The sequence below is a fragment of the Micromonospora sp. ZG13 genome, from assembly GCF_059359355.1.
The window spans coordinates 53,421-72,094 of sequence record NZ_JCADBQ010000008.1 but is presented as its reverse complement, the minus strand read 5'-3'; the positions used below and the strand labels follow the sequence as shown (position 1 = coordinate 72,094).

Below are 18,674 nucleotides of genomic sequence, written 5' to 3'. Positions count from 1 at the left end.
GGGCGCCCGGCGGTCGCCGCCGGGAGGTGACGGCGTACGCCCGCTCAGCGGCGACGCGGCGTGGCGTGCCGGGTGGGCGGGGCCGTCGTCGGGTCCTCGGGCCACGGGTGGCGCGGGTAGCGCCCGCGCAGTTCGCCCCGCACCTGCGGATAGCCGGTCCGCCAGAACGACGCCAGGTCGGCGGTGACCGCCACCGGCCGCCCGGCCGGCGAGAGCAGGTGCAGCAGCACCGGCACCCGGCCGTCGGCGACGCGGGGCGCGTCGCGCCAGCCGAAGGTCTCCTGGAGCTTGACCGCGAGCACCGGCGCCGCCGGGTCGGCGTAGTCGAGCCGGATCCGCGATCCGCTCGGCACGGCGATCCGCTCGGGCGCGACCTCGTCCAGCCGGGCCGCCAGCGCCCACGGCAGCAGCCGGCGCAGCGCCCCGGCCACGTCGACCCGGGCCAGGTCGGCGCGGCGCCGGGCGCGGGCCAGCTCCGGGCCCAGCCAGGCGGGCGCGTCGGCGAGCAGCGCCTCGTCGCCCACGTCGGGCCAGTCGCCGCCGAGCGCGTGCCGGCAGAACGCCAGCCGCTCGCGCAGGGCCCGCGCCGCCGGGCTCCAGGTCAGCAGGCCCAGGCCGGTACGCCGCAGGCCCGTCAGCAGCGCCTGTGCCACCTGCGCCGGGTCGGGCCGGGCGAGGGGTCGCTCGACCAGCTCGATCGCGCCCAGCCGCACCACCTCCCGGGCCACCACGTCGTCGCCGACCCAGCCGACCTCCCGCTCGGTGCGCAGCAGCGGCCCGCCCGCCTCCCGGGCGGTCGCCTCGTCGAGCGGGGTGGCCAGCCGCACCCGGGCCGTCGGCGCGCCGGGGGAGCGGTCCGCCACCGCGACGGCCAGCCAGTCGGCGCCGGCCAGCCCCGACCCGGGCGCCAGCTCCGCGGCGGTCCCGCCGCTCATCAGGTACGCCGAGCCGCCCGGACGCCGTGCCCGGGCCAGCCGCTGCGGGTGGGCGAGCCCGACGAGCAGCCCGGCGGCCAGGTCGTCGGTCAGCCGGTCCCGGCCTGTGTCCCCGGTCCGGCCCGTATCGGCGTCCGGCCGCGCCCGGCCGGTGCCTTCCGCCGTCGCCGCACCGTGGGTCGCGCGTGCCCGGCCGGGTCGCCCCGTCGGCGCGGCGTCGGGCAGGGCGGCGCGCAGCCGGCGTACCTCCGTGCGCCAGCGGGCGGTGGCACCCGGATCCGCGCCCGCGCGCAGCCGGCGCCAGGCGGCGGTCAGGTCGTCGCCCGGCCCGGCGGCGGTGTCCTCGGCGAGCACCGCCACGATCTCCGCCGCCCGGTCCGCGCCCACCCGGGCGGCCCCGTCGAGCAGTGCCCTGGCCAGCCGGGGGTGAGCCCCGACCGCGGCGATCGCCCGACCCCGGTCGGTGATCCGGCCGTCCGCGTCGAGCGCGCCGAGCGTGGTGAGGGTGTCGCGGGCGACGGCCATGGACGCCGCCGGGGGCGGGTCGGGCAGGGCCAGCCCGGTGCCGTCCGGCGACCCCCAGGCGGCCAGCTCCAGGGCGAAGCCGGTCAGGTCGGCGGTCGCGATCTCCGGCTCGGGTTGCGCGGCGAGCCGCTCGTGGGTGGCCGCCGACCAGCAGCGGTAGACGTACCCCGGGGCCTCCCGGCCGGCGCGGCCGGCCCGCTGGGTGGCCGCCGCCCGGGACACCGTGACGGTGACCAGCGCGCCCAGGCCCCGGGCCAGGTCCATCCGGGCGACCCGGGACAGCCCGGCGTCCACCACCACCCGCACGCCCGGCACGGTCAGGCTGCTCTCGGCCACGGCGGTCGCCAGCACCACCCGCCGCCGGTCGGCGGGGCGAAGCGCCGCGTCCTGGTCGGCGCCGCGCTGCCGCCCGTGCAGCGGCAGGACGGCGACCTCGCCGCGCAGGTCGGCCAGCCGGCCGGCGACGGCGCCGATCTCGCCGGCGCCGGGCAGGAAGACCAGCACGTCCCCGGCGCGCTCGCGCAGCGCCCGGCGCACCGTCGCCGCGACGTGGTCGAGCAGTCCCCGGTCGACCGGGCCGGCCCCGGGCGCGGCCACCGGCCGGGGCGGCGGCGCCCAGATCCGGGCCACCGGGTGCAGGGCCGAGGACGCCCGTACGATCGGCGCGGGCGCGCCCCCGCCGCCGAGCAGCGCGGCGAACCGGTCCGCCTCGGGGGTGGCCGACATCGCCAGCAGCCACAGGTCGGGGCGCAGCGCGGCCCGCGCCTCCACGGTGAACGCGAGCGCCAGGTCGGCGTCGAGCTGCCGTTCGTGGCACTCGTCGAGCAGCACGGCGCCGGCGCCGGCCAGCTCGGGATCGCGGTGCAGCCGCCGCACGAGCAGCCCGGTGGTGACCACCTCGACGCGGGTACGCGGTCCGCTGCGACGCTCGCCGCGTACGGCGTAGCCGATCCGCTCGCCGAGCGGCTCGCCGAGCAGCGCGGCCATCCGGCGCGCCGCCGCGCGGGCGGCCACCCGGCGCGGCTGGGCGACCAGCACGCGGCCGGCGACCTCGTCGGCCACGGCCAGCGGGGCGAGGGTCGTCTTGCCGGTCCCGGGCGGGGCGACCAGCACCCCGGCGCCGGTGGCGCGCAGCGCCGCGACCAGCTCCGGCAGCACGGGCCGTACGGGCAGGTCGAGGGGCACGTCCGAGAGCACGGCCCAGTCTCGCACCGCCCGGCGCGGCTCAGTCGGGGCGGACCCCGTCGACGTTCGTGACGAAGGCACGCCACGCCGGCGCCGGGAAGGCCAGGACGGGACCGGACCGGTCCTTGCTGTCGCGGACGGCGACCCGGTCCGCCGCGACGGCGACCTCCACGCAGTTGCCGTTGCCGACGCTGCGGGTGCTGGTGCGCCACTGGGCCCGGGTGAGGTCGAACGCGGTCATCGGGCGGTACCCCCGTCTGTGCCGGCGCGCCGCGTCAGCGGTCACGCAAAGTGACGAGAAGCTTCCGCCAGGCGCGTCAGAGACGCCTCCGGACCGAGTGCCATGCGGCACAGCTCCTCGTGCACAAGGCTATACCCGCGCACCTGGACGGCCTCCTCCAGAGCCAGTCCCATCGTGAGGTTTTCCAGGTAAACCACGGCTGCGTCGGCGGCGTCGGCGAACGTCAGCACGACGTACGGCGCGTTCATCGCAGGGTGCCCGCCGGCCGAGAACGGAAGTACCTGGAGAGTCACGTTTGGTAACTGAGCGACCTTCGCGAGATGGGCCATCTGATCGGACATCACGGTCGCGCCGCCAACGGGTCGGCAGAGCGCCGCCTCGTTGAGCACCACGGACAGCTCGACCGGGCCGTCGCGGTGCAGCACGTTCTGCCGATGCAGCCGGGCGGCGACCTTGCGCTCGATCCCGTCCTCGCCCGCGGTGCGCCGGAAGACCTCCCGCGCGTACGCCTCCGTCTGCAACAGGCCGGGCACCGCCTCGACCTCGTACGTGCGCAGGGTCGCCGCCTCCGCCTCCAGCCCGACGTAGAACTCGAACCACTCCGGCAGCACGTCGCTGTAGCTCTGCCACCAGCCGCGCTGCTGCGCCCCGCGGGCTATCTCGATCAGCGCCTCGGCGTCCGCCCCGGTCACCTCGTACAGGGCCAGCGCGGCCCGGACGTCGCGCGGCTTGATGCCGATCTGGGCGTTCTCGATGCGGGACAGGTTGCTCTTGGACATGTCCAGTTGCCGGGCGGCGACATCCAGGGTCATGCCCGCGCGCTCGCGCAACTGGCGGAGTTCCCGGGCGATGCGGCGGCGGCGGACGGTGGGGCTCGCGGTCACCCTCCGAGTCTGTCACGGCAAGATCCGCAGGTCGCGCCAGTACGGAGTGCAACTTCCACAAACGGGAGTTGCGTTGCAGTCACGGCCGGTGCATCCTTGCCCGGTTGCGATCACTGTGGACAACCCGCGTGGGAGGACCGGTTGCTCATCGCCGACGAGTTCTTCCTGATCACCCACAACGACAGTCGGGGCAAGGCGAAGCTGCACCCCACGGCGACCGGCCTCGGACTCGCCGGCGGGCTGCTCGCCGAACTGGTCCTCCACGGCCACGCCACCGTCTCCTCCGGACTGGTCACGGTGCTCGACCGCCGCCCCCCGGCGGACGCGCTGGCGCACACCGTGCTCGACCAGTTGGTCGGCGAGACGCAGCAGCACCCGGTGCGCACCTGGCTCAGCTTCCTGGCGCAGACCGCCACCACCTCGGTCGGGGAGCGGCTGGTCAGGGCGGGGGTGCTGCGCCGGCAGGAGAGCCGCCGGCTGCTCCGTACCACCGTCAGCTACCTGCCGATCGACCTCAACGCGGTGGCCTGGCCGGCCACCCGGCTGCGCGCCCTGCTCGACCGGCCCGAACCGCCGAGCGTGCCCGACGGGACGCTGCTGGGTCTGGTCGTCGCCGCCGGGCTGAGCCGCGAGGTGCTGTGGAGCGCCGGCCCCCGGGCGCACCACCGGCTGGGCGTGCTCATCCCGGCACTGCCCCCGCCGCTGCGGGAACTCGTGGCGCACACCGAGGCCGCGGTCGGCGCCGCCGTGCTGCGCGGCGTGGGCTGACCGCCCCTCCACCCCCCTCCCCTCGAACCGGAGTCCGCACATGTCGACACCTACGCTCGGCCGACCGAGCAACGTCTCCGAGGCCCTGGCCCGTGGCCGGCTCGGCGTGCCGTCGGTGATCTTCTTCGTCCTCTCCGCCGCCGCCCCGCTGACCGTGGTGGCCGGCGTCGTCACCACCGGCTACGGGGTCGTCGGGGTGCTCGGCATCCCGGTGGCCTTCCTGACCGTGGCCGCCGTGCTCGCCCTCTTCTCCATCGGCTACGTGGCCATGGCGCGGCGGATGGCCAACGCCGGCGCGTTCTACGCCTACGTCTCGCGGGGGCTGGGCCGCCCGGCCGGCGTCGGCGCCGCCTGGGTGGCGCTGATCGCGTACAACGCCCTCCAGGTGGGGCTGTACGGCACCATCGGCGCCGCCGCGGAGCCGGTGCTGGGCCGCCTGTTCGGGGTGGCCCCCGCGTGGTGGCTCGTGGCGTTGATCGCCTGGGCGACGGTCGGCGTACTCGGCCTGCTCCGGGTCGACCTCAACGGCCTGGTGCTGGCGGCGCTGCTGGTCGCCGAGATGGTGGTGATCGTCGTCTTCGACCTCGGGCAGCTGGCCCACCCGGCCGGCGGGGACGTGAGCTTCGCCGCCCTCTCCCCGGAGAACCTCGTCGTGCCCGGGGCGGGCGCGGTGCTGGTGCTGGCCATCCTGGGCTTCGTCGGGTTCGAGTCGGCCGTGGTGTTCAGCGAGGAGAGCAAGGACCCCCGGCGGACGGTGCGGTTGGCCACCTACCTCTCCATCGCCATCATCGCGGGGATCTACGCGCTGTCGTCGTGGAGCATGACCGTCGCCGTCGGGCCGGACCGGATCGCCGCCGAGGCGGGCGAGCAGAGCATCGGGCTGATCTTCAACCTGGCCGAGGCGCACCTCGGGGGCACCGCCGTGGCCATCGGCCAGGCGCTCTTCCTGACCTCGGTGCTCGCCGCGATGATCTCCTTCCACAACACCACCGCCCGGTACGCCTTCGCGCTCGGCCGGGAGCGGGTGCTGCCGGCCGTGTTCGGGCAGACCTCGCCGCGCACCGGGTCGCCCCGGGCGGCGTCCCTCGCGCAGAGCGCGCTCGGGCTGGTGGTGATCGTGCTCTACGCGCTCAACGGCTGGGACCCGGTGGTGCAGCTGTTCTACTGGGTCGGCACGGCCGGCGGCTTCGGCGTGCTGCTGCTGATCGCCACCACCTCGGTCGCGGTGATCGCGTTCTTCGCCCGCGGCCGGGTGGAGGAGACGCTGTGGCGCCGCGCGGTCGCCCCCGGCCTCGCCGCCGTGGCCTTGACCGTGATCGTCGCGCTGGCGGTGGCCAACTTCGCCGACCTGCTCGGCGTGGCGCCGGACTCGCCCCTGCGCTGGGCGGTCCCGGCGGTCTATCCGGTCGCCGCGCTGCTCGGCCTGCTGTGGGCGCTGGTGCTGCGCGGCAGCCGCCCCGACACGTACGCCCGGATCGGCCTGGGCGCGGAGAGCGTGGCGGCGACGGTGCCGACGACCGGGCACGCGGGCGGGCCCGTGCCGAGCGCGACGGGGGCCCGGCGATGAACGGCGTACGGGTGGAGCGGCTCGGGCCGCCGGAGACGTCGCTGGTGGCCGACCGGATCGCCGAGGCTTTCATGGCCCTGGACGCGCCGCGCTGGCTGGTGCCCGACGCGGCGCGGCGGCAGTCCGTGCTGGCCGGCCAGTTCGCGATCCTGGTGGACCACGCGATGCGGCACGGCCTCGTGTACGCGACCGCGGACCGGGCGGGGGTGGCGGTCTGGTTCCCCTCGGTGGGCGAGCCCGCCCCGCCGCCGGAGGACTACGACGCCCGGCTGGCCGCGGCGTGCGGGCAGTGGACGGACCGGTTCGCGCACCTGGACAAGCTCTTCGAGGCACACCACCCGCACGCGGACCACCACCACCTGGCGTTCCTCGCCGTCGCGCCGGAGCGGCAGGGGCGGGGGCTGGGCAGCGCGCTGCTGCGGCACCACCACGCGGTCCTGGACGCCGAGGGCGTGCCCGGCTACCTGGAGGCCGCCAGCGAGACCGGCCGCGACCTGTACGCGCGGCACGGCTACCGGGTCGCCGAGCCGTTCCACCTGCCCGACGGCACCCCGTTCTGGCCGATGTGGCGCGAGCCCGTCCGCTGAACGCCGACGCCCGGGTCACCCGTCGCAGGGGCGACCCGGGCGGTTCGACGGGCGGCGCTGACCGGCCGGGACATGTCGGAGCGAAACGAAGGCCTCCGGGCCGGCGGAGCGGGACCTGGACGGTCCCACTCCACGACCGGAGGCCTTCGCATCCACTTCCGGCTGGGTGCGCCGGCTGGGCTACCCCTGGGTCGTATCCCTAGTACGTGCCGTCGAGCTGCCCACGCAGCTTGGTCAGCGCGCGGGCCAGCAGCCGGGAGACGTGCATCTGCGAGACGCCGATCTGCTCGGCGATCTGCGACTGCGTCAGGTTGCCGTAGAACCGCAGCGTGAGGATCTTCTGCTCGCGCTCGTCGAGCGTCGCCAGCGCCGGGCCGAGGGCCACCCGCAGCTCGGCCAGCTCGAACTCGCCGTCCTCGCCGCCGAGCATGTCGCCCAGTTCGGTCGCGCGGTCGCCGTCTCCGGTCGGCGTGGAGAGCGAGACCGCGTTGTAGGCGCGGGCACCCTCCAGGCCCTCCAGCACCTCTTCCTCGGTGAGCTTGAGGTGGGCCGCGATGTCGGCGACCGTGGGGGAGCGGCCGAGGGTCTGCAACAGCGTGCTGTTGGCGTCGGAGATGGCCAGGCGCAGCTCCTGGAGGCGACGCGGCACCCGGATGTCCCAGGTGCGGTCGCGGAAGTGCCGCTTGAGCTCGCCGATGATGGTGGGGATCGCGTAGCCGGCGAAGTCGACGCCGCGGGTCGGGTCGAACTTGTCGATGGCCTTGATCAGGCCGACGGCGGCGGTCTGGGCGAGGTCGTCGGTGGGCTCGCCCCGGCCGCTGTAGCGGTGGGCGAGGTGGTTGGCGAGCGGCAGCCAGGCCTCGATCGCCCGGTCGCGCAGGGCGGCGCGGGACGGGTGGCCGGCCGGCAGCGCGGCCATCGCGTTGAGCAGGTCGGCCGCGCTGTCGGTGAGCGCACGCGGGTCGAGCTTCTGAGTGGTGCTCGGCGTTGTTGTGGTCGCCTGTTCGCTGATCGTTGGCGCGGTCATGGGTGGTCCTCCCTGCACCTCGTCCGCGGATGAAAGACGTGACGCTTAGGTTTAACTTCAGATGTCCGTTCGGGAGCCACCTTAGCCCGATCGGTCCGACGAAATCTAGCCGAAAGTACGATGTACTTAAGCGATTTTCGACCATCAGAGTCGCAAAGCGGGCAAATGCGCCTCCGATTGTGGGCCGGGCTACGCCGGCGAGCGGCCGGCCAGCCCCGCCGTACATCGACGTCGACGCATCCGGGTGGCCACGGCGGGCCGGCCGGGCGGCCACGGTCCACCGGACGACCGGCGTCGAATGTCGGCTTTCCGTCGTTGTCCCGTCAACGGGACGGCCCGTAGCGTGCGGGTACATGCCCCACGCCGGAGGTGCCGTGCTCGACCCCGCCGCTCCCCACCTGGTCGTCAACAGCCGCACGCTCTACTTCGGCTGGCTGCCGGCGGACCCGGACGCGGTCGCGGCGCTGGTCCCGGCCGGGCTGCGCCCGTCGCCCGAGCGGCTGGTCTTCATGAACCAGTACGTGGTCGACGACGACAGCCAGACCTCCGGCTTCGGCGCGTACTCGCTGACCTACCTCGGCGTGGCGCTGAGCGGGGTGGACGCGCCGGGTGGGCTCAACCCCGGCGGCTGGTGGACGCACTACGTGACGTGCAGCGAGCGGGTCCGGGCCTACGCCGCCGCGCGGGGCGCGCCCGCCGTCGTCGGCCGTACCCACATCGAGCGCCACGGCGGGGACATCGTCGCCGAGACGGAGATCGACGGCGTGCCGGTGATCCGCGCCCGCTGCCAGGTGGGCGAGACCGGCGGCACGATCAGCCGGGGCCACCACCGCTACTTCACGGCCCGCGACGGGCAGCTGCTCAGCTCCGTGCACCCGTTCGTCGCCGAACCGGTCGACCCGTTCGTGATCGAGTCGCTGGAGTTCCTGGAGCCGGCCCACCCGATCTACGCGCTGCGCCCGGAGAACCCGCTCACCATCGGCTTCGGCTTCTACTCGCCGCGCGCCTCGTTCGCCTATCCCGGCGGGCTGACGGTCCACGCCACCGACGCCGACACCGGGGCCGTGCCCGCCTTCGGCAGGATCGACGCCCTCTCCGTACCCGCCTGAACGCCCACCCGCGCGCTCACCAGGTGCCGGACCGGCGGGCCCGCAGCGGCCGGCCGTCGGGGTCGTAGACCAGCCGGTACGCCGGCAGCGCCCAGGCCCGGGTGTACCAGGGCAGCCGTTCGGCCCGGTGCGGCAGCAGCCGGCCCGGCGGCCGGGGACCGGCCCGCCCGGTGTCGTACCACCGTTGCAGCGCGTCGGCGGCGGCGGTGATCGCCGCCACGGCGTCGGCCGGGTCGACCAGGTCGGCGTCCTCGCCGCCGTCGGGATCGCGGTCCAGGTGCTCGCGCCACAGCCGCAACCGCAGCTCCCGGGCGAAGACCCGGGCCCCGTCGCCGAGGCCGGCCGGGTCGGTCGGCGCCCGTTCGTCCCGGGTCTCGTCCAGTACGGCGCAGGACAACTCGCTGTCGTGCGTCCAGGAACGGCGGTTGAAGTTGTCGCTGCCGACGCTGGCCCACACGTCGTCGACCACGCAGACCTTGGCGTGCACGTACACCGGGGTGCCGGCGTGGTTCTCGACGTCGAGCACGTGCACCCGCTCCGGGGCCGCCCGCTCGCAGAGTGAGAGTGCCTGCTCGCGGCCGACCGTGTTGGGCGGCAGCGCCAACCGGCCGTCCACGTCCGGATACCGGGGGACCACCGCGACCAGGTGCAGGTCGGGGTTGTCGCGCAGCGCCTTGGCGAACAGGTCGGCCACCTCGGTGGACCACAGGTACTGGTCCTCCAGGTAGATCAGCCGCCGGGCCCGCCGGACCGCCTTGGTGTAGCCGCGTGCCACCGTGCGCTCGCCGTCCGGGGCGAAGGAGTAGCGGGGCCGTACCGCCGGGTAGGTGCGCAGCACCTGGACGTGGTGCGGCCCGCAGGGCGGTGGGTCGGCCGGCTGCGGCGGCAGCGGGTCGGGTCGCAGGTCCGCGCCGCGCAGCCGGTCGCGCAGGTAGGCGAGGGGGTTCTCCGAATCCAGCGGCATCGGGTCGCTCCACCGCTCCCGGAAGGTGGTGTCCAGCGCGCCCACCGCCGGCCCCCGCACCGCGAGCTGCACGTCGTGCCAGGGCGGGTGGTCCCCGTAGCGGGTGGACATCTGCACCGCCTGCGGGTCGCCCCGGTGCGCGGCGTCGTCACGCCGGCTGTGGCACAGATCGATCCCGCCGGCGAAGGCGACGTCGCGTTCCGGCGCCCGTGGGTGCCGCAGCACCACCAGCTTCTGGTGGTGCGAGCCACCCCGGCGGACCCGCTGGTCGAGCAGCACCTCGCCGCCGGCGGCGGAGACCGTCTCGCTCAGGTTGCGGTTCTCCGCCTCGCTGTAGGCCAGCAGGTCGAGGTGGGAGCGCCAGATCAGGCCCTTGACCACCACGCCCCGCTGCGCGGCCCGCGCGAAGAGCTGCGCCACGGTCGGCCCGTCCGGGCGCAGCCGCTGGTCCGGGTCGCCCCGCCAGTCAGTGAAGAAGAGGTGGTCGCCGGCCTCCAGGGCCTCCACCTCGTCGACCAGCCGGTCGAAGTACGCGACACCGTGAATTAACGGCTCGGCAAGGTTACCGCTGGTCCAGACGGGTAACTCTGACACCGGGTTGGCGCGTTCGGCCGCGCTGAGGAACCAGTTGCGTGGTGCCACGTTCCAGCCCCCCGAGGTCGACAACGTCCTCACGGTAGGACCCACGTCGCGGGCCCGCATCCCGACCGGCACCCCGGTGACCCGGCCGGACGACCCCCGACAGCCCGCCCGAACACGACGCGACACCGAGGAGGCAACACCATGCCCGGCGAGACGACGAACTCCGCGAACGAGCACCGCGAGCCGGCGGTCGAGAGCGAGCGGGGTGCGCTGGTGACGGTGTTGCTCATGGTGATCCTGGGCGTCGCGGGCATATTCGCCGTCTCCTGACGCCGCGTCGCGCGACGCGCCGGTGGGCGCCGCCCGCCGTGGCCGGGGGCGCCCGCCGCCCGCCGTGGGCTCAGGGCCTCGGGGCCTGGCCGCCGGTGTGCGGCAGCCGCTCGGCGGGGACGACACCGAGCCGACCGGCCTTGAAGTCCTCGAACGCCTGGAGCAGCTCGTCGCGGGTGTTCATGACGAACGGGCCGTAGTGGGCCACCGGCTCCCGGATGGGCTCGCCGCCCATGATGTAGAGGTCCAGCGTCGGGGTGTGGCCGTCCTGGCTGGCGTCCGCGGCGAAGGTCAGCGCGTCGCCGGGGCCGTGCACGGCGAGCTGGCCCGTGTGCACCGGCCGCCCGTCGGTGCCCACCGTGCCCCGCCCGCCCAGCACGTAGACCAAAGCGTTGAAGTCCGGCCGCCACGGCAGGTCGACGCGCGCGCCCGGCTGCACGGTCACGTGGGTGATGGTGATCGGGGTGTGGGTGGAGCCCGGCCCCCGGTGCCCGGCGATCTCCCCGGCGATGACCCGGATCAGCGCGCCACCGTCGGGCGTGGTCAGCAGAGCCGCCTCCCGGCCACGGATGTCCTGGTAGCGGGGCGGGTTCATCTTGGCGGCCCGGGGCAGGTTGACCCAGAGCTGGGTGCCGTGGAACAGCCCGCCACTCATGACGAGGTGCTCCGGCGGCGCCTCGATGTGCAGCAGCCCGCTCGCGGCCGTCATCCACTGGGTGTCGCCGTTGGTGATCGTGCCGCCGCCGCCCTGCGAGTCCTGGTGGTCCATGATCCCGTCGATCATGTAGGTCACCGTCTCGAAGCCGCGGTGCGGGTGCCAGGCCGTGCCCCTCGGCTCGCCCGGGGCGTAGTCCACCTCGCCCATCTGGTCCAGGTGGATGAACGGGTCCAGCTCGCTCACCGGCACGCCGGCGAACGCCCGGCGGACCGGGAAGCCCTCGCCCTCGTAGCCGCTGGGCGCGGTGGTCAGCCGGCGGACCGGCCGGAACGCGGTGGACTCGTCGAGCCGGGGCAGGCGGGGCAGGACGAGCACGTTGTCGACGGTGATGGCGGGCATCGGGGACTCCTCAGCTGTGGGGGTGGGCGGTCGACGCGTCGCGGTCCGCGCGCAGGCGCCGGCCGAGTCGCTCGAAGATCCGGGTGAGGCAGGCGACCTCGGCGTCGTCGAGGTCGTCCATGAGGTGGGCGCGTACCGACCGCAGGTGGTGCGGGGCGGCCTCGCGCAGGGCCAGCAGCCCGGCAGCGGTGAGCACGGCCTCGCTGCCGCGGCGGTCGTCCGGACAGGACTCCCGGGCGACGAGGCCGCGCCGCTGCATCGTGGTGATCTGGTACGTCAGCCGGCTCGGGGAGAAGACCAGGCGGCTGGCCAGCTCGCCCATCCGCAGCCGCTGGCCCGGCGCCTCGGAGAGCAGGACGAGCACGTGGTAGTCGGCGAAGCTGAGCGCGCTGTCGGCGCGCAGGTCGTCCTCCAGCCGCGTGTAGAGCCGCTGGCTGGCCTCGATGTAGGCGCGCCAGGCGGCGAGGCGGGCACTGTCCAGGCTGTCGGTCACGCCACGACAGTAGCACTACTTCAAAATTTAACTAGTGCCGTGAGTGCCGTCACCTCACTTCTAGGGGATGGCCGTGCAGCTTTGAACGATGTGCGTGCGTGCCAGGTCGGGGCGCCGTCCGCTCGGGCGCCCCGACCCGGGCCGTCAGCGGCCGGGTGACGAGGCCGGCATGTGCATCCGGCCGAGGAGCTGCCGGGCCTGCTCGGCGAACTGCGCGTCGACGATCACGGCGTACTGGCCGGCGCGCAGCGAGCTGGCCGAGGTGAAGTCGCGGCGCCCGCCGGTCATCGCGTGTGCGACCGCGCCGAACACCGCTCCCCAGATCGCGCCGACGACCAGCCCGACCAGGATCACCGCGAGCCAGTTGCCGGCCGTGAAGATGCCGAACAGCAGCCCGATGAAGAGACCGAACCAGGCGCCCGTGCCGGCGCCCGCGAGGGCCGCCCGTCCGGTCGTCATCCGCCCGAGGACGGTCTCGACCAGGGTGAGGTTCGTGCCGACGATGGCGCTGTGTTCGACCGGGAACCGGTTGTCCGCCAGGTAGTCGACGACCCGCTGGGCGGACGGATAGTCCGGGTACGACCCGATCGTCACGGTGGGCGGGCCGGTCTCCGGGCCGTGCCCGTCCTGACCGGGGGCGCTGGGCCGGCCGGCGGGACCGGACGGCAGGGTGTCGGCGCCCGGCATCCCGGGCCGCCATGCCGAGGTGGGACTCGACGGTGTGGTCATGAGTTCCTCCTTCGTCGACCGCCCGCGTTCCCGCCGCCGTCGCGAGGTAACGCTCAGCGGGCGGCGGCGCGTAGGTACGCGGCGGTGGCCTCGTCGGCCGGGAAGAAGGACTCGATGGAGAGCTCCTCGACCGTCACGTCCAGCGGGGTGCCGAAGGTCGACACGGTGCTGAGGAAGGCCAGCTCGCCCGCCGGGTGACGCAGCCGCAGGGGCACCACCACGTCCCCGGCACGCGGCAGGCCGGCGTCCGGCTCGGCCGACCCGCCCGGATAGCCGCGCAGCTCGTCGTGCAGCGCGGTCAGCTCGGCGTCGGCGGTCAGCCCCAGGTGTCGGCGCAGCCGGCCGAGCAGGTGGGCCCGCCACTCGGTGAGGTTGGCGATCCGGGGCGCCATGCCCTCGGGGTGCAGGGTCAGCCGCAGCGCGTTGGCCGGCGGCCGGAGCAGGTGCCCGGCCACCCCCTCGGTGAGCAGCGGCAGGGCGGAGTTGCCGGCGACCAGGTTCCAGCGCCGGTCCACCGCGACGGCCGGGTACGGCTCGTGCGCCCGCAGGACCCGGCGTACCGCGTCGAGGACCCGGCGCAGCCCGGGGGAGTCCAGCGGGGCGTGGGAGTAGACCGGGGCGTACCCGGCGGCCAGCAGCAGCCGGTTGCGCTCCCGCAGCGGCACGTCGAGGTGCTCGGCCAACCGCAGGACCATCTCCCGGCTCGGCGCGGAGCGCCCGGTCTCCACGAAGCTGAGGTGCCGGGTGGAGACCTCCGCCTCGACCGCGAGGGCGAGCTGGCTGAGCCCGCGCCGCCTGCGCCACTGCCGCAGCAGCGTGCCGACCGGCGCCCGCCGCTGCTCCACCGCCGCGCTCACGCGCCGATCCTAGGCGCTGCCCCGGTGCCGCCCCGCCCGCCCGTGCGGGGCGGGCGGGGCGTCGGGGGTCAGGAGCAGGCGGTGCCGTTGAGCGTGAACCCGGTCGGGGCGGGCAGGGTGCCGCCCGGCCAGGTGCCCTGGAAGCCGATCGAGACCGTGCCGCCCGCGGGCAGGCCGGCGTTCCACGCGGCGTTGCGCACGGTGATCCGGTCGCCCGACTGGGTCCAGTCGCCGTTCCAGCCGTTGGTCAACCGGACCCCGGCACCGGGGGCGAAGGTGAGGGTCCAGCCGGTGAGCGCGGCGCCGTGGTTGGTCACCCGCAGTTCGGCGGTGAAGCCGCCGGACCACGAGTTCGGGGTGTACGACACCGCGCAGCCGCCGGCCGGCGGGGGAGTGGTCGCCGGAGGCGTCGTGGGCGGCGCGGTGGTCGGGGGCGCCGTCGTGGGCGGTGCGGTGGTCGGCGGCGCGGTGGTGGGGGCCGGGCCGGCGGCCACGGCCAGGTCGTACGCCCGCTGCGGCACGAACTGGCCGGCCGGCGCGATACACCCGTCGGCCTCGCCGGGCAGCTTCACCCACAGGTACGCGTCGATGGCGGAGTCGCCGGTCGCGGTGGTGCTCGGGGTGCCGATGGCCCGCCCGGCCGGGTCGCACCACTCGGAGCCGGCCGGCCCGTTGCCGTTGCGGCTGGTGTCGACGACCGCCCTGAGCCGGGACACCCCGGTGGCCGCGATGACGGCCTTGGCGTAGGCGACCTCGTCGGCGGTGCGCCGGTAGTTGGAGACGTTGAGCGAGATGCCGTCCGCGCTGTTGGCGACGTCCGCGCCGAGCAGCCGGGAGGCCGCCTCGCCGGGGGCGAGCCACGCCGAGTGCCCGATGTCGAAGTAGACCCGGGCGGCGGCGGAGCCGGCCTTGAGTTTCTTGCCGGCGTACGCCATGGAGGCCCTCGTCTCGGCCTGCTGGGCGGCGTTCTGGCAGCTGGTCATCAGTGGCAGCACGTCCGGTTCCAGCACGATGGTCGCCGGCCGCCCGGCCAGTCCGGCCGCCACCTGGTCGACCCAATGCCGGTAGGTGGCGTGGTCGGGGGCACCGCCGCCGCTCGCGCCGCTGCAGTCACGGTTGGGGATGTTGTAGACGACCAGGATCGGCACCTTGCCGGCGGCTGCCGCCGCCCCGACGAGGGCGTCGACCTCGGACCGTACGGTCGAGGTGTTGGTGCGGGTGAACCAGCGGCCCTGGGGGACGTTGGCGATCCGGTCGGAGATGACGGCGGCCCGGGGATCGCCGGGGTTGGCGGCGACCCAGGCCGCGGCGGCCGTGGCCGGGTCGACGTAGAACGCCGAGTCGGCGGCGACGGCGGCGGGAGCGCGGACGATGCCGACGGCGACGGTGGCGGCGACGGTGAGCGCGGCCGCGGCGGCGCCCGCCGCGGCGAGTGCGGGTCTACTTCTCACGGGACTCTCCCATTCCATCGAGGAGCACCGCTGGAAGCGCTCCCATATACCGCCGTCAAACTACGTGGTGATGACGGCGATGTGAAGGGGCCGCGTCGCCGTCGGCGACATTTCCCCCACCGGCGCGGCGCGAGGCGCGCCCGCCCGGGAGAATGGCGGGATGCGCCTGGTGATCACCGCGGACACCCACGTGCCGAAGCGGGCCAGGGATCTGCCGGAGCCGCTCTGGACGGCGGTCGACGCCGCCGACGTGGTGCTGCACGCGGGGGACTGGGTCGACGAGGCGCTGCTGGACGCCCTGGCCGCCCGGGCCCGCCGCCTCGTCGGGGTCTACGGCAACAACGACGGGCCGGCGCTGCGCGCCCGGCTGCCGGAGGTCGCCCGGGTCGAACTGCACGGACTGCGGGTCGCCGTCGTGCACGAGACCGGCCCGAAGGCCGGTCGGGAGAGCCGCTGCGCGGCCCGCTTCCCCGACGCCGACGTGCTGGTCTTCGGGCACTCGCACATCCCCTGGGACACGCTCGCCCCGGGCGGTCTGCGGTTGCTCAACCCGGGCTCGCCCACCGACCGCCGGGCCCAGCCGTACGCCACGTACCTGACGGCGCGGGTGGCGGCGGGCCGGCTCGACGAGGTCGAGCTGCACCGCCTGCCACCGCGCCGCCCGTCCGGTCACTGACCCCGGCCGGTCTCCTCCTGGAGCTGGTCGATCCGCTTCGAGGCCTCGGCCTTGGTGAGTCCCTCCGGCGGCTCCTCGCCGGCCTCCCGGGCCAGGGTCGCCAGGTAGGACTCCTGGGCGGCGGTCGGCGGTTCCTCGCCGGTGACCCACTCGTCCGGGTCCTTGATGGCGCCCTGCGGGTTGGCCTGGCTGCTGGTGCGGTCCGTCATGGTCTCCACCTTCCTTCGAACAGACGTGCCAATACCCCGCGCGGCCCCGATCCATGCGGCGCCCCGGCGCGTCGTCTCCCCGGGCGCGCCGCGCGGGCGACTCCGCCGCCCCGGCGACCCGGGCCCGCATACGATCACCGGGTGGGTGCGCGGCAGCGGGCGGGTGTGATCGTGGTCGGCGCGGGCATCGCCGGGGTGGCGTGCGCGACGGAGCTGGCCCGCGCGGGCATCCCGGTGGAGATCCGGGAGCGCGCCCGGGTGTCCGGCGGCCGGATGGCCAGCCGCCGCTTCGACGGCCGTCCCGCCGACCTCGGCGCGGCGTACTTCACGGTCGACGATCCGGACTTCGCGCAGGTGGCCGAAGGATGGCGGTCGGCCGGCCTGGCCCGCGAGTGGACCGACACCTTCGTCGCGTACGACGGCGCCGGTCGGCGCGAGGCGCCCGGCCCGATGCGCTGGGCGGCGACCCGGGGGCTGCGCTCGCTGGTGGAGCACCTGGCCCGGGACCTGCCGGTGACCGTGAACCGGCTCGTGATCGGCGTCGAACCGGGACCCGTGGTGGACGGGCGGGCCTGCGAGGCGGTGGCGCTCGCCATGCCGGGGCCGCAGGCGGCGCTGCTGCTCGCCCCGACCCTGGGCGCCGCCACCCGCGCCACCCAGGCCCAGCGCTGGTCGCCGTCGCTGGCGGCGGTGCTGCGCTTCCCGGCCCGCCGGTGGGCCGCCTTCCGGGGCGCCTTCGTCAACGACCACCCGGTGCTCAACCTCGTCTGCGACGACGGCGACCGACGCGGCGACGACGCGCCGGTGCTGGTCGCCCACACCACACCCGAGTACGCCGCCGGTCATCTCGCCCTGCCCACCGGGGCCGGGCCGGCGGTCGAGGAGGCCGTACGGGACCTGCTGGGGCTGCCCGAACCGGCGGAGCACGTGCACGTGCACCGCTGGACGTACGCGAAGCCGACCGCCGGGCCGGGCGGCACGTACCACCTTGACGCCGACAGCGTCGGGCTGGCCGGCGACGCCTTCGGCAAGCCCCGGGTGCAGAGCGCCTGGCGCTCCGGCCGCGACCTCGGCCGCGCCCTGGTCACCCGCCTGGGCGGCGGGTGAGGGCAGCCCTCGCGCGCACCGCCGGGCCGGGTCAGCTCGAGGCGGCGACGGGTTCGCCGGAGCGGCCCCGCTCGGACGGGTCGGAGGTGCGCTGTCCCGCCCGGTCCAGCAACTGCATCACCGGCGTCGCCGCGACGCCGTGCACCACCACCGAGACGATCACGACGAGGCCGACGGTCGCCCAGATCAGGTCCGCCTGGGGGAAGTCGGCCTTCGTCGTCGCGTACGCCACGTAGTAGAACGAGCCGACGCCCCGGATGCCGAACAGGGCGATCACCCAGTGCTCGGCCGGCCGGCCGGGCGCCCCCCGCAGCGACAGCCAGCCGATCAGCGGGCGGACCAGGAAGAGCAGCGCCAGCCCGACCGCGGCGGCCGGCCACGTCAGCGGGCCCAGCAGGCCGCCCACGACGGCGCCGCCGAAGAGCAGCAGCAACAGCACGGTGAGCAGCCGCTCGACCTGCTCGGCGAAGTCGTGCAGCACGGAGTGGAACTCGTGGGTGCGTTCGGCGGCCCGGATCGCCCGCGCCGCCACGAAGACCGCCAGGAAGCCGTACCCGCTGACGAGTTCCACCAGCCCGTACGCCAGGAACGTCGCGGCCAGCGCCAGGAAGCCCTCCGAGTGCCGGGCCAACCGCAGCTCGCTCGGGGCCCGGAAGAAGAGCTTGCCGAGCAGCCAGCCGACCAGCCAACCGCCCGCCACGCCCGCCCCGACCTTCCAGAGCACGTCCACGCCGAACCAGTGACCCAGCCAGTCCGCCGGGGCCAGGCTGGTGGTGGCGATGGCGATGGCCGCGTACACGAAGGGGAAGGCCAACCCGTCGTTGAGCCCGGCCTCCGAGGTGAGGGCGAAACGGACCTCGTCCTCGGAGTCCTCCACGTCGTTGGGCTCGCCGACCTGCACGTCGGCGGCGAGCACCGGGTCGGTCGGCGCGAGGGCCGCCGCGAGCAGCAGCGCGGCGGCCGGCACCAGCCCGGCCCACCACCAGCCGAGCAGCGCCACCGCCGCGATGCACAGCGGCATGGCGACGGCCAGCAGCCGCCACGTCGACGACCAGCGGCGCCAACTGAACGGCCGGTCGATCTTGAGACCGGCGCCCATCAGCGCCACGATGACGCCGATCTCGGTGAGGTGGGTGGCGACGTCCGGGTACGCGAGCGGATCGGGGTTCGGCAGCCCGACGGGGAGGGCGAAGACCAGCATGCCCAGCCCGAGGAACGCGATCGGCATGGACAGCGGCCGGCGCTCGAGCACCCGGGGCAGGATCCCCGCCAGCAGCGCGCCCAGACCGACCACCGCGAACGCCACGTCTACCGGCTCCACGACCCCACCTCTCCGCCTCGCCCACGGCGTGCGGGCAGGTGGTGCAGTTCCTTGCCCCCGGAGGACTTCT

The 18,674-nt window shown here is 75.2% G+C and carries 19 protein-coding genes; 7 read left to right on the top strand and 12 right to left on the bottom strand.

Going from position 1 to position 18,674, the window contains the following annotated elements:
* Nucleotides 1-44 precede the first annotated feature (44 nt).
* Genes hrpB through AC5L34_RS18235 form a run of 3 tightly spaced genes read right to left on the bottom strand, consistent with a single transcriptional unit; the run spans nt 45 to nt 3,770 of the window.
* Nucleotides 45-2,657 carry an ATP-dependent helicase HrpB gene (gene hrpB, locus AC5L34_RS18245; RefSeq protein ID WP_494826066.1) on the bottom strand — a complete coding sequence of 871 codons (2,613 nt, stop codon included), beginning with the start codon at nt 2,655-2,657 and terminating at the stop codon, nt 45-47.
* A gap of 28 nt (nt 2,658-2,685) precedes the next feature.
* Nucleotides 2,686-2,886 (bottom strand): DUF397 domain-containing protein, encoded by a 201-nt coding sequence (locus AC5L34_RS18240; protein WP_089001108.1) that lies wholly within the window; start codon nt 2,884-2,886, stop codon nt 2,686-2,688.
* A 41-nt stretch (nt 2,887-2,927) separates the two neighbouring features.
* Nucleotides 2,928-3,770 (bottom strand): helix-turn-helix domain-containing protein, encoded by an 843-nt coding sequence (locus AC5L34_RS18235; protein WP_357719271.1) that lies wholly within the window; start codon nt 3,768-3,770, stop codon nt 2,928-2,930.
* A 141-nt stretch (nt 3,771-3,911) separates the two neighbouring features.
* Between AC5L34_RS18235 and AC5L34_RS18230 the strand changes: the two genes are divergently transcribed.
* Genes AC5L34_RS18230 through AC5L34_RS18220 form a run of 3 tightly spaced genes read left to right on the top strand, consistent with a single transcriptional unit; the run spans nt 3,912 to nt 6,692 of the window.
* Complete coding sequence (locus AC5L34_RS18230; RefSeq protein ID WP_250100622.1) at nt 3,912-4,538, top strand: GOLPH3/VPS74 family protein; 627 nt, start codon at nt 3,912-3,914, stop codon at nt 4,536-4,538.
* A gap of 40 nt (nt 4,539-4,578) precedes the next feature.
* The gene (locus AC5L34_RS18225; protein ID WP_494826063.1) at nt 4,579-6,105 is read left to right on the top strand and encodes an APC family permease; all 1,527 of its coding nucleotides are present in this window, start codon (nt 4,579-4,581) and stop codon (nt 6,103-6,105) included.
* Nucleotides 6,102-6,692, top strand: coding sequence for a GNAT family N-acetyltransferase (locus AC5L34_RS18220; protein WP_494826061.1), 591 nt, complete (start codon nt 6,102-6,104; stop codon nt 6,690-6,692). The genes AC5L34_RS18225 and AC5L34_RS18220 overlap by 4 nt, the downstream gene beginning before the upstream one ends.
* Before the next feature lie 199 nt (nt 6,693-6,891).
* Here the strand turns inward: AC5L34_RS18220 and AC5L34_RS18215 are convergent, their stop codons facing one another.
* Nucleotides 6,892-7,719, bottom strand: coding sequence for a SigB/SigF/SigG family RNA polymerase sigma factor (locus AC5L34_RS18215; RefSeq protein WP_494826059.1), 828 nt, complete (start codon nt 7,717-7,719; stop codon nt 6,892-6,894).
* A gap of 353 nt (nt 7,720-8,072) precedes the next feature.
* On the opposite strand from AC5L34_RS18215, the gene AC5L34_RS18210 reads away from it, so the two are divergent.
* Nucleotides 8,073-8,828: an acetoacetate decarboxylase family protein gene (locus AC5L34_RS18210; RefSeq protein WP_441176420.1), complete on the top strand. Its 756-nt coding sequence runs from the start codon at nt 8,073-8,075 to the stop codon at nt 8,826-8,828.
* Nucleotides 8,829-8,844: 16 nt separating this feature from the next.
* Here the strand turns inward: AC5L34_RS18210 and AC5L34_RS18205 are convergent, their stop codons facing one another.
* Nucleotides 8,845-10,434 carry a phospholipase D family protein gene (locus tag AC5L34_RS18205; RefSeq protein ID WP_441176495.1) on the bottom strand — a complete coding sequence of 530 codons (1,590 nt, stop codon included), beginning with the start codon at nt 10,432-10,434 and terminating at the stop codon, nt 8,845-8,847.
* Between the two features lie 141 nt (nt 10,435-10,575).
* Here AC5L34_RS18205 and AC5L34_RS18200 point away from each other — a divergent pair, with 141 nt between their 5' ends.
* Nucleotides 10,576-10,704 (top strand): hypothetical protein, encoded by a 129-nt coding sequence (locus AC5L34_RS18200; protein WP_284039359.1) that lies wholly within the window; start codon nt 10,576-10,578, stop codon nt 10,702-10,704.
* A gap of 70 nt (nt 10,705-10,774) precedes the next feature.
* Here the strand turns inward: AC5L34_RS18200 and AC5L34_RS18195 are convergent, their stop codons facing one another.
* The 5 genes from AC5L34_RS18195 to AC5L34_RS18175 all read right to left on the bottom strand — a co-directional run bounded on the left by AC5L34_RS18195 (nt 10,775) and on the right by AC5L34_RS18175 (nt 15,291).
* On the bottom strand, nt 10,775-11,761 hold the full coding sequence (locus AC5L34_RS18195) for a pirin family protein (protein WP_441176421.1): 987 nt from the start codon (nt 11,759-11,761) through the stop codon (nt 10,775-10,777).
* Between the two features lie 10 nt (nt 11,762-11,771).
* A complete protein-coding gene (locus AC5L34_RS18190; protein ID WP_494826057.1) occupies nt 11,772-12,254 on the bottom strand; it encodes a MarR family winged helix-turn-helix transcriptional regulator in 483 nt (160 codons plus the stop codon).
* 144 nt (nt 12,255-12,398) lie between these two features.
* Complete coding sequence (locus AC5L34_RS18185) at nt 12,399-12,983, bottom strand: YflT domain-containing protein (protein ID WP_089001099.1); 585 nt, start codon at nt 12,981-12,983, stop codon at nt 12,399-12,401.
* A 53-nt stretch (nt 12,984-13,036) separates the two neighbouring features.
* On the bottom strand, nt 13,037-13,828 hold the full coding sequence (locus tag AC5L34_RS18180; protein ID WP_494826209.1) for a helix-turn-helix domain-containing protein: 792 nt from the start codon (nt 13,826-13,828) through the stop codon (nt 13,037-13,039).
* Between the two features lie 80 nt (nt 13,829-13,908).
* Entirely contained in the window at nt 13,909-15,291 is a 1,383-nt protein-coding gene (locus tag AC5L34_RS18175) for a glycoside hydrolase family 6 protein (RefSeq protein ID WP_494826054.1), read from the bottom strand.
* 160 nt (nt 15,292-15,451) lie between these two features.
* On the opposite strand from AC5L34_RS18175, the gene AC5L34_RS18170 reads away from it, so the two are divergent.
* On the top strand, nt 15,452-15,967 hold the full coding sequence (locus AC5L34_RS18170) for a metallophosphoesterase family protein (protein ID WP_494826052.1): 516 nt from the start codon (nt 15,452-15,454) through the stop codon (nt 15,965-15,967).
* Here AC5L34_RS18170 and AC5L34_RS18165 read toward each other — a convergent pair.
* Complete coding sequence (locus AC5L34_RS18165) at nt 15,961-16,176, bottom strand: DUF3072 domain-containing protein (protein ID WP_089001095.1); 216 nt, start codon at nt 16,174-16,176, stop codon at nt 15,961-15,963. The two genes, AC5L34_RS18170 and AC5L34_RS18165, sit on opposite strands and share 7 nt — an antisense overlap.
* 165 nt (nt 16,177-16,341) lie before the next feature.
* Between AC5L34_RS18165 and AC5L34_RS18160 the strand changes: the two genes are divergently transcribed.
* Entirely contained in the window at nt 16,342-17,283 is a 942-nt protein-coding gene (locus tag AC5L34_RS18160) for an NAD(P)/FAD-dependent oxidoreductase (protein WP_494826207.1), read from the top strand.
* 31 nt (nt 17,284-17,314) lie between these two features.
* On the opposite strand, the gene AC5L34_RS18155 is transcribed toward AC5L34_RS18160, so the two are convergent.
* Nucleotides 17,315-18,604 (bottom strand): cation:proton antiporter, encoded by a 1,290-nt coding sequence (locus tag AC5L34_RS18155; RefSeq protein ID WP_494826050.1) that lies wholly within the window; start codon nt 18,602-18,604, stop codon nt 17,315-17,317.
* Nucleotides 18,605-18,674 lie beyond the last annotated feature (70 nt).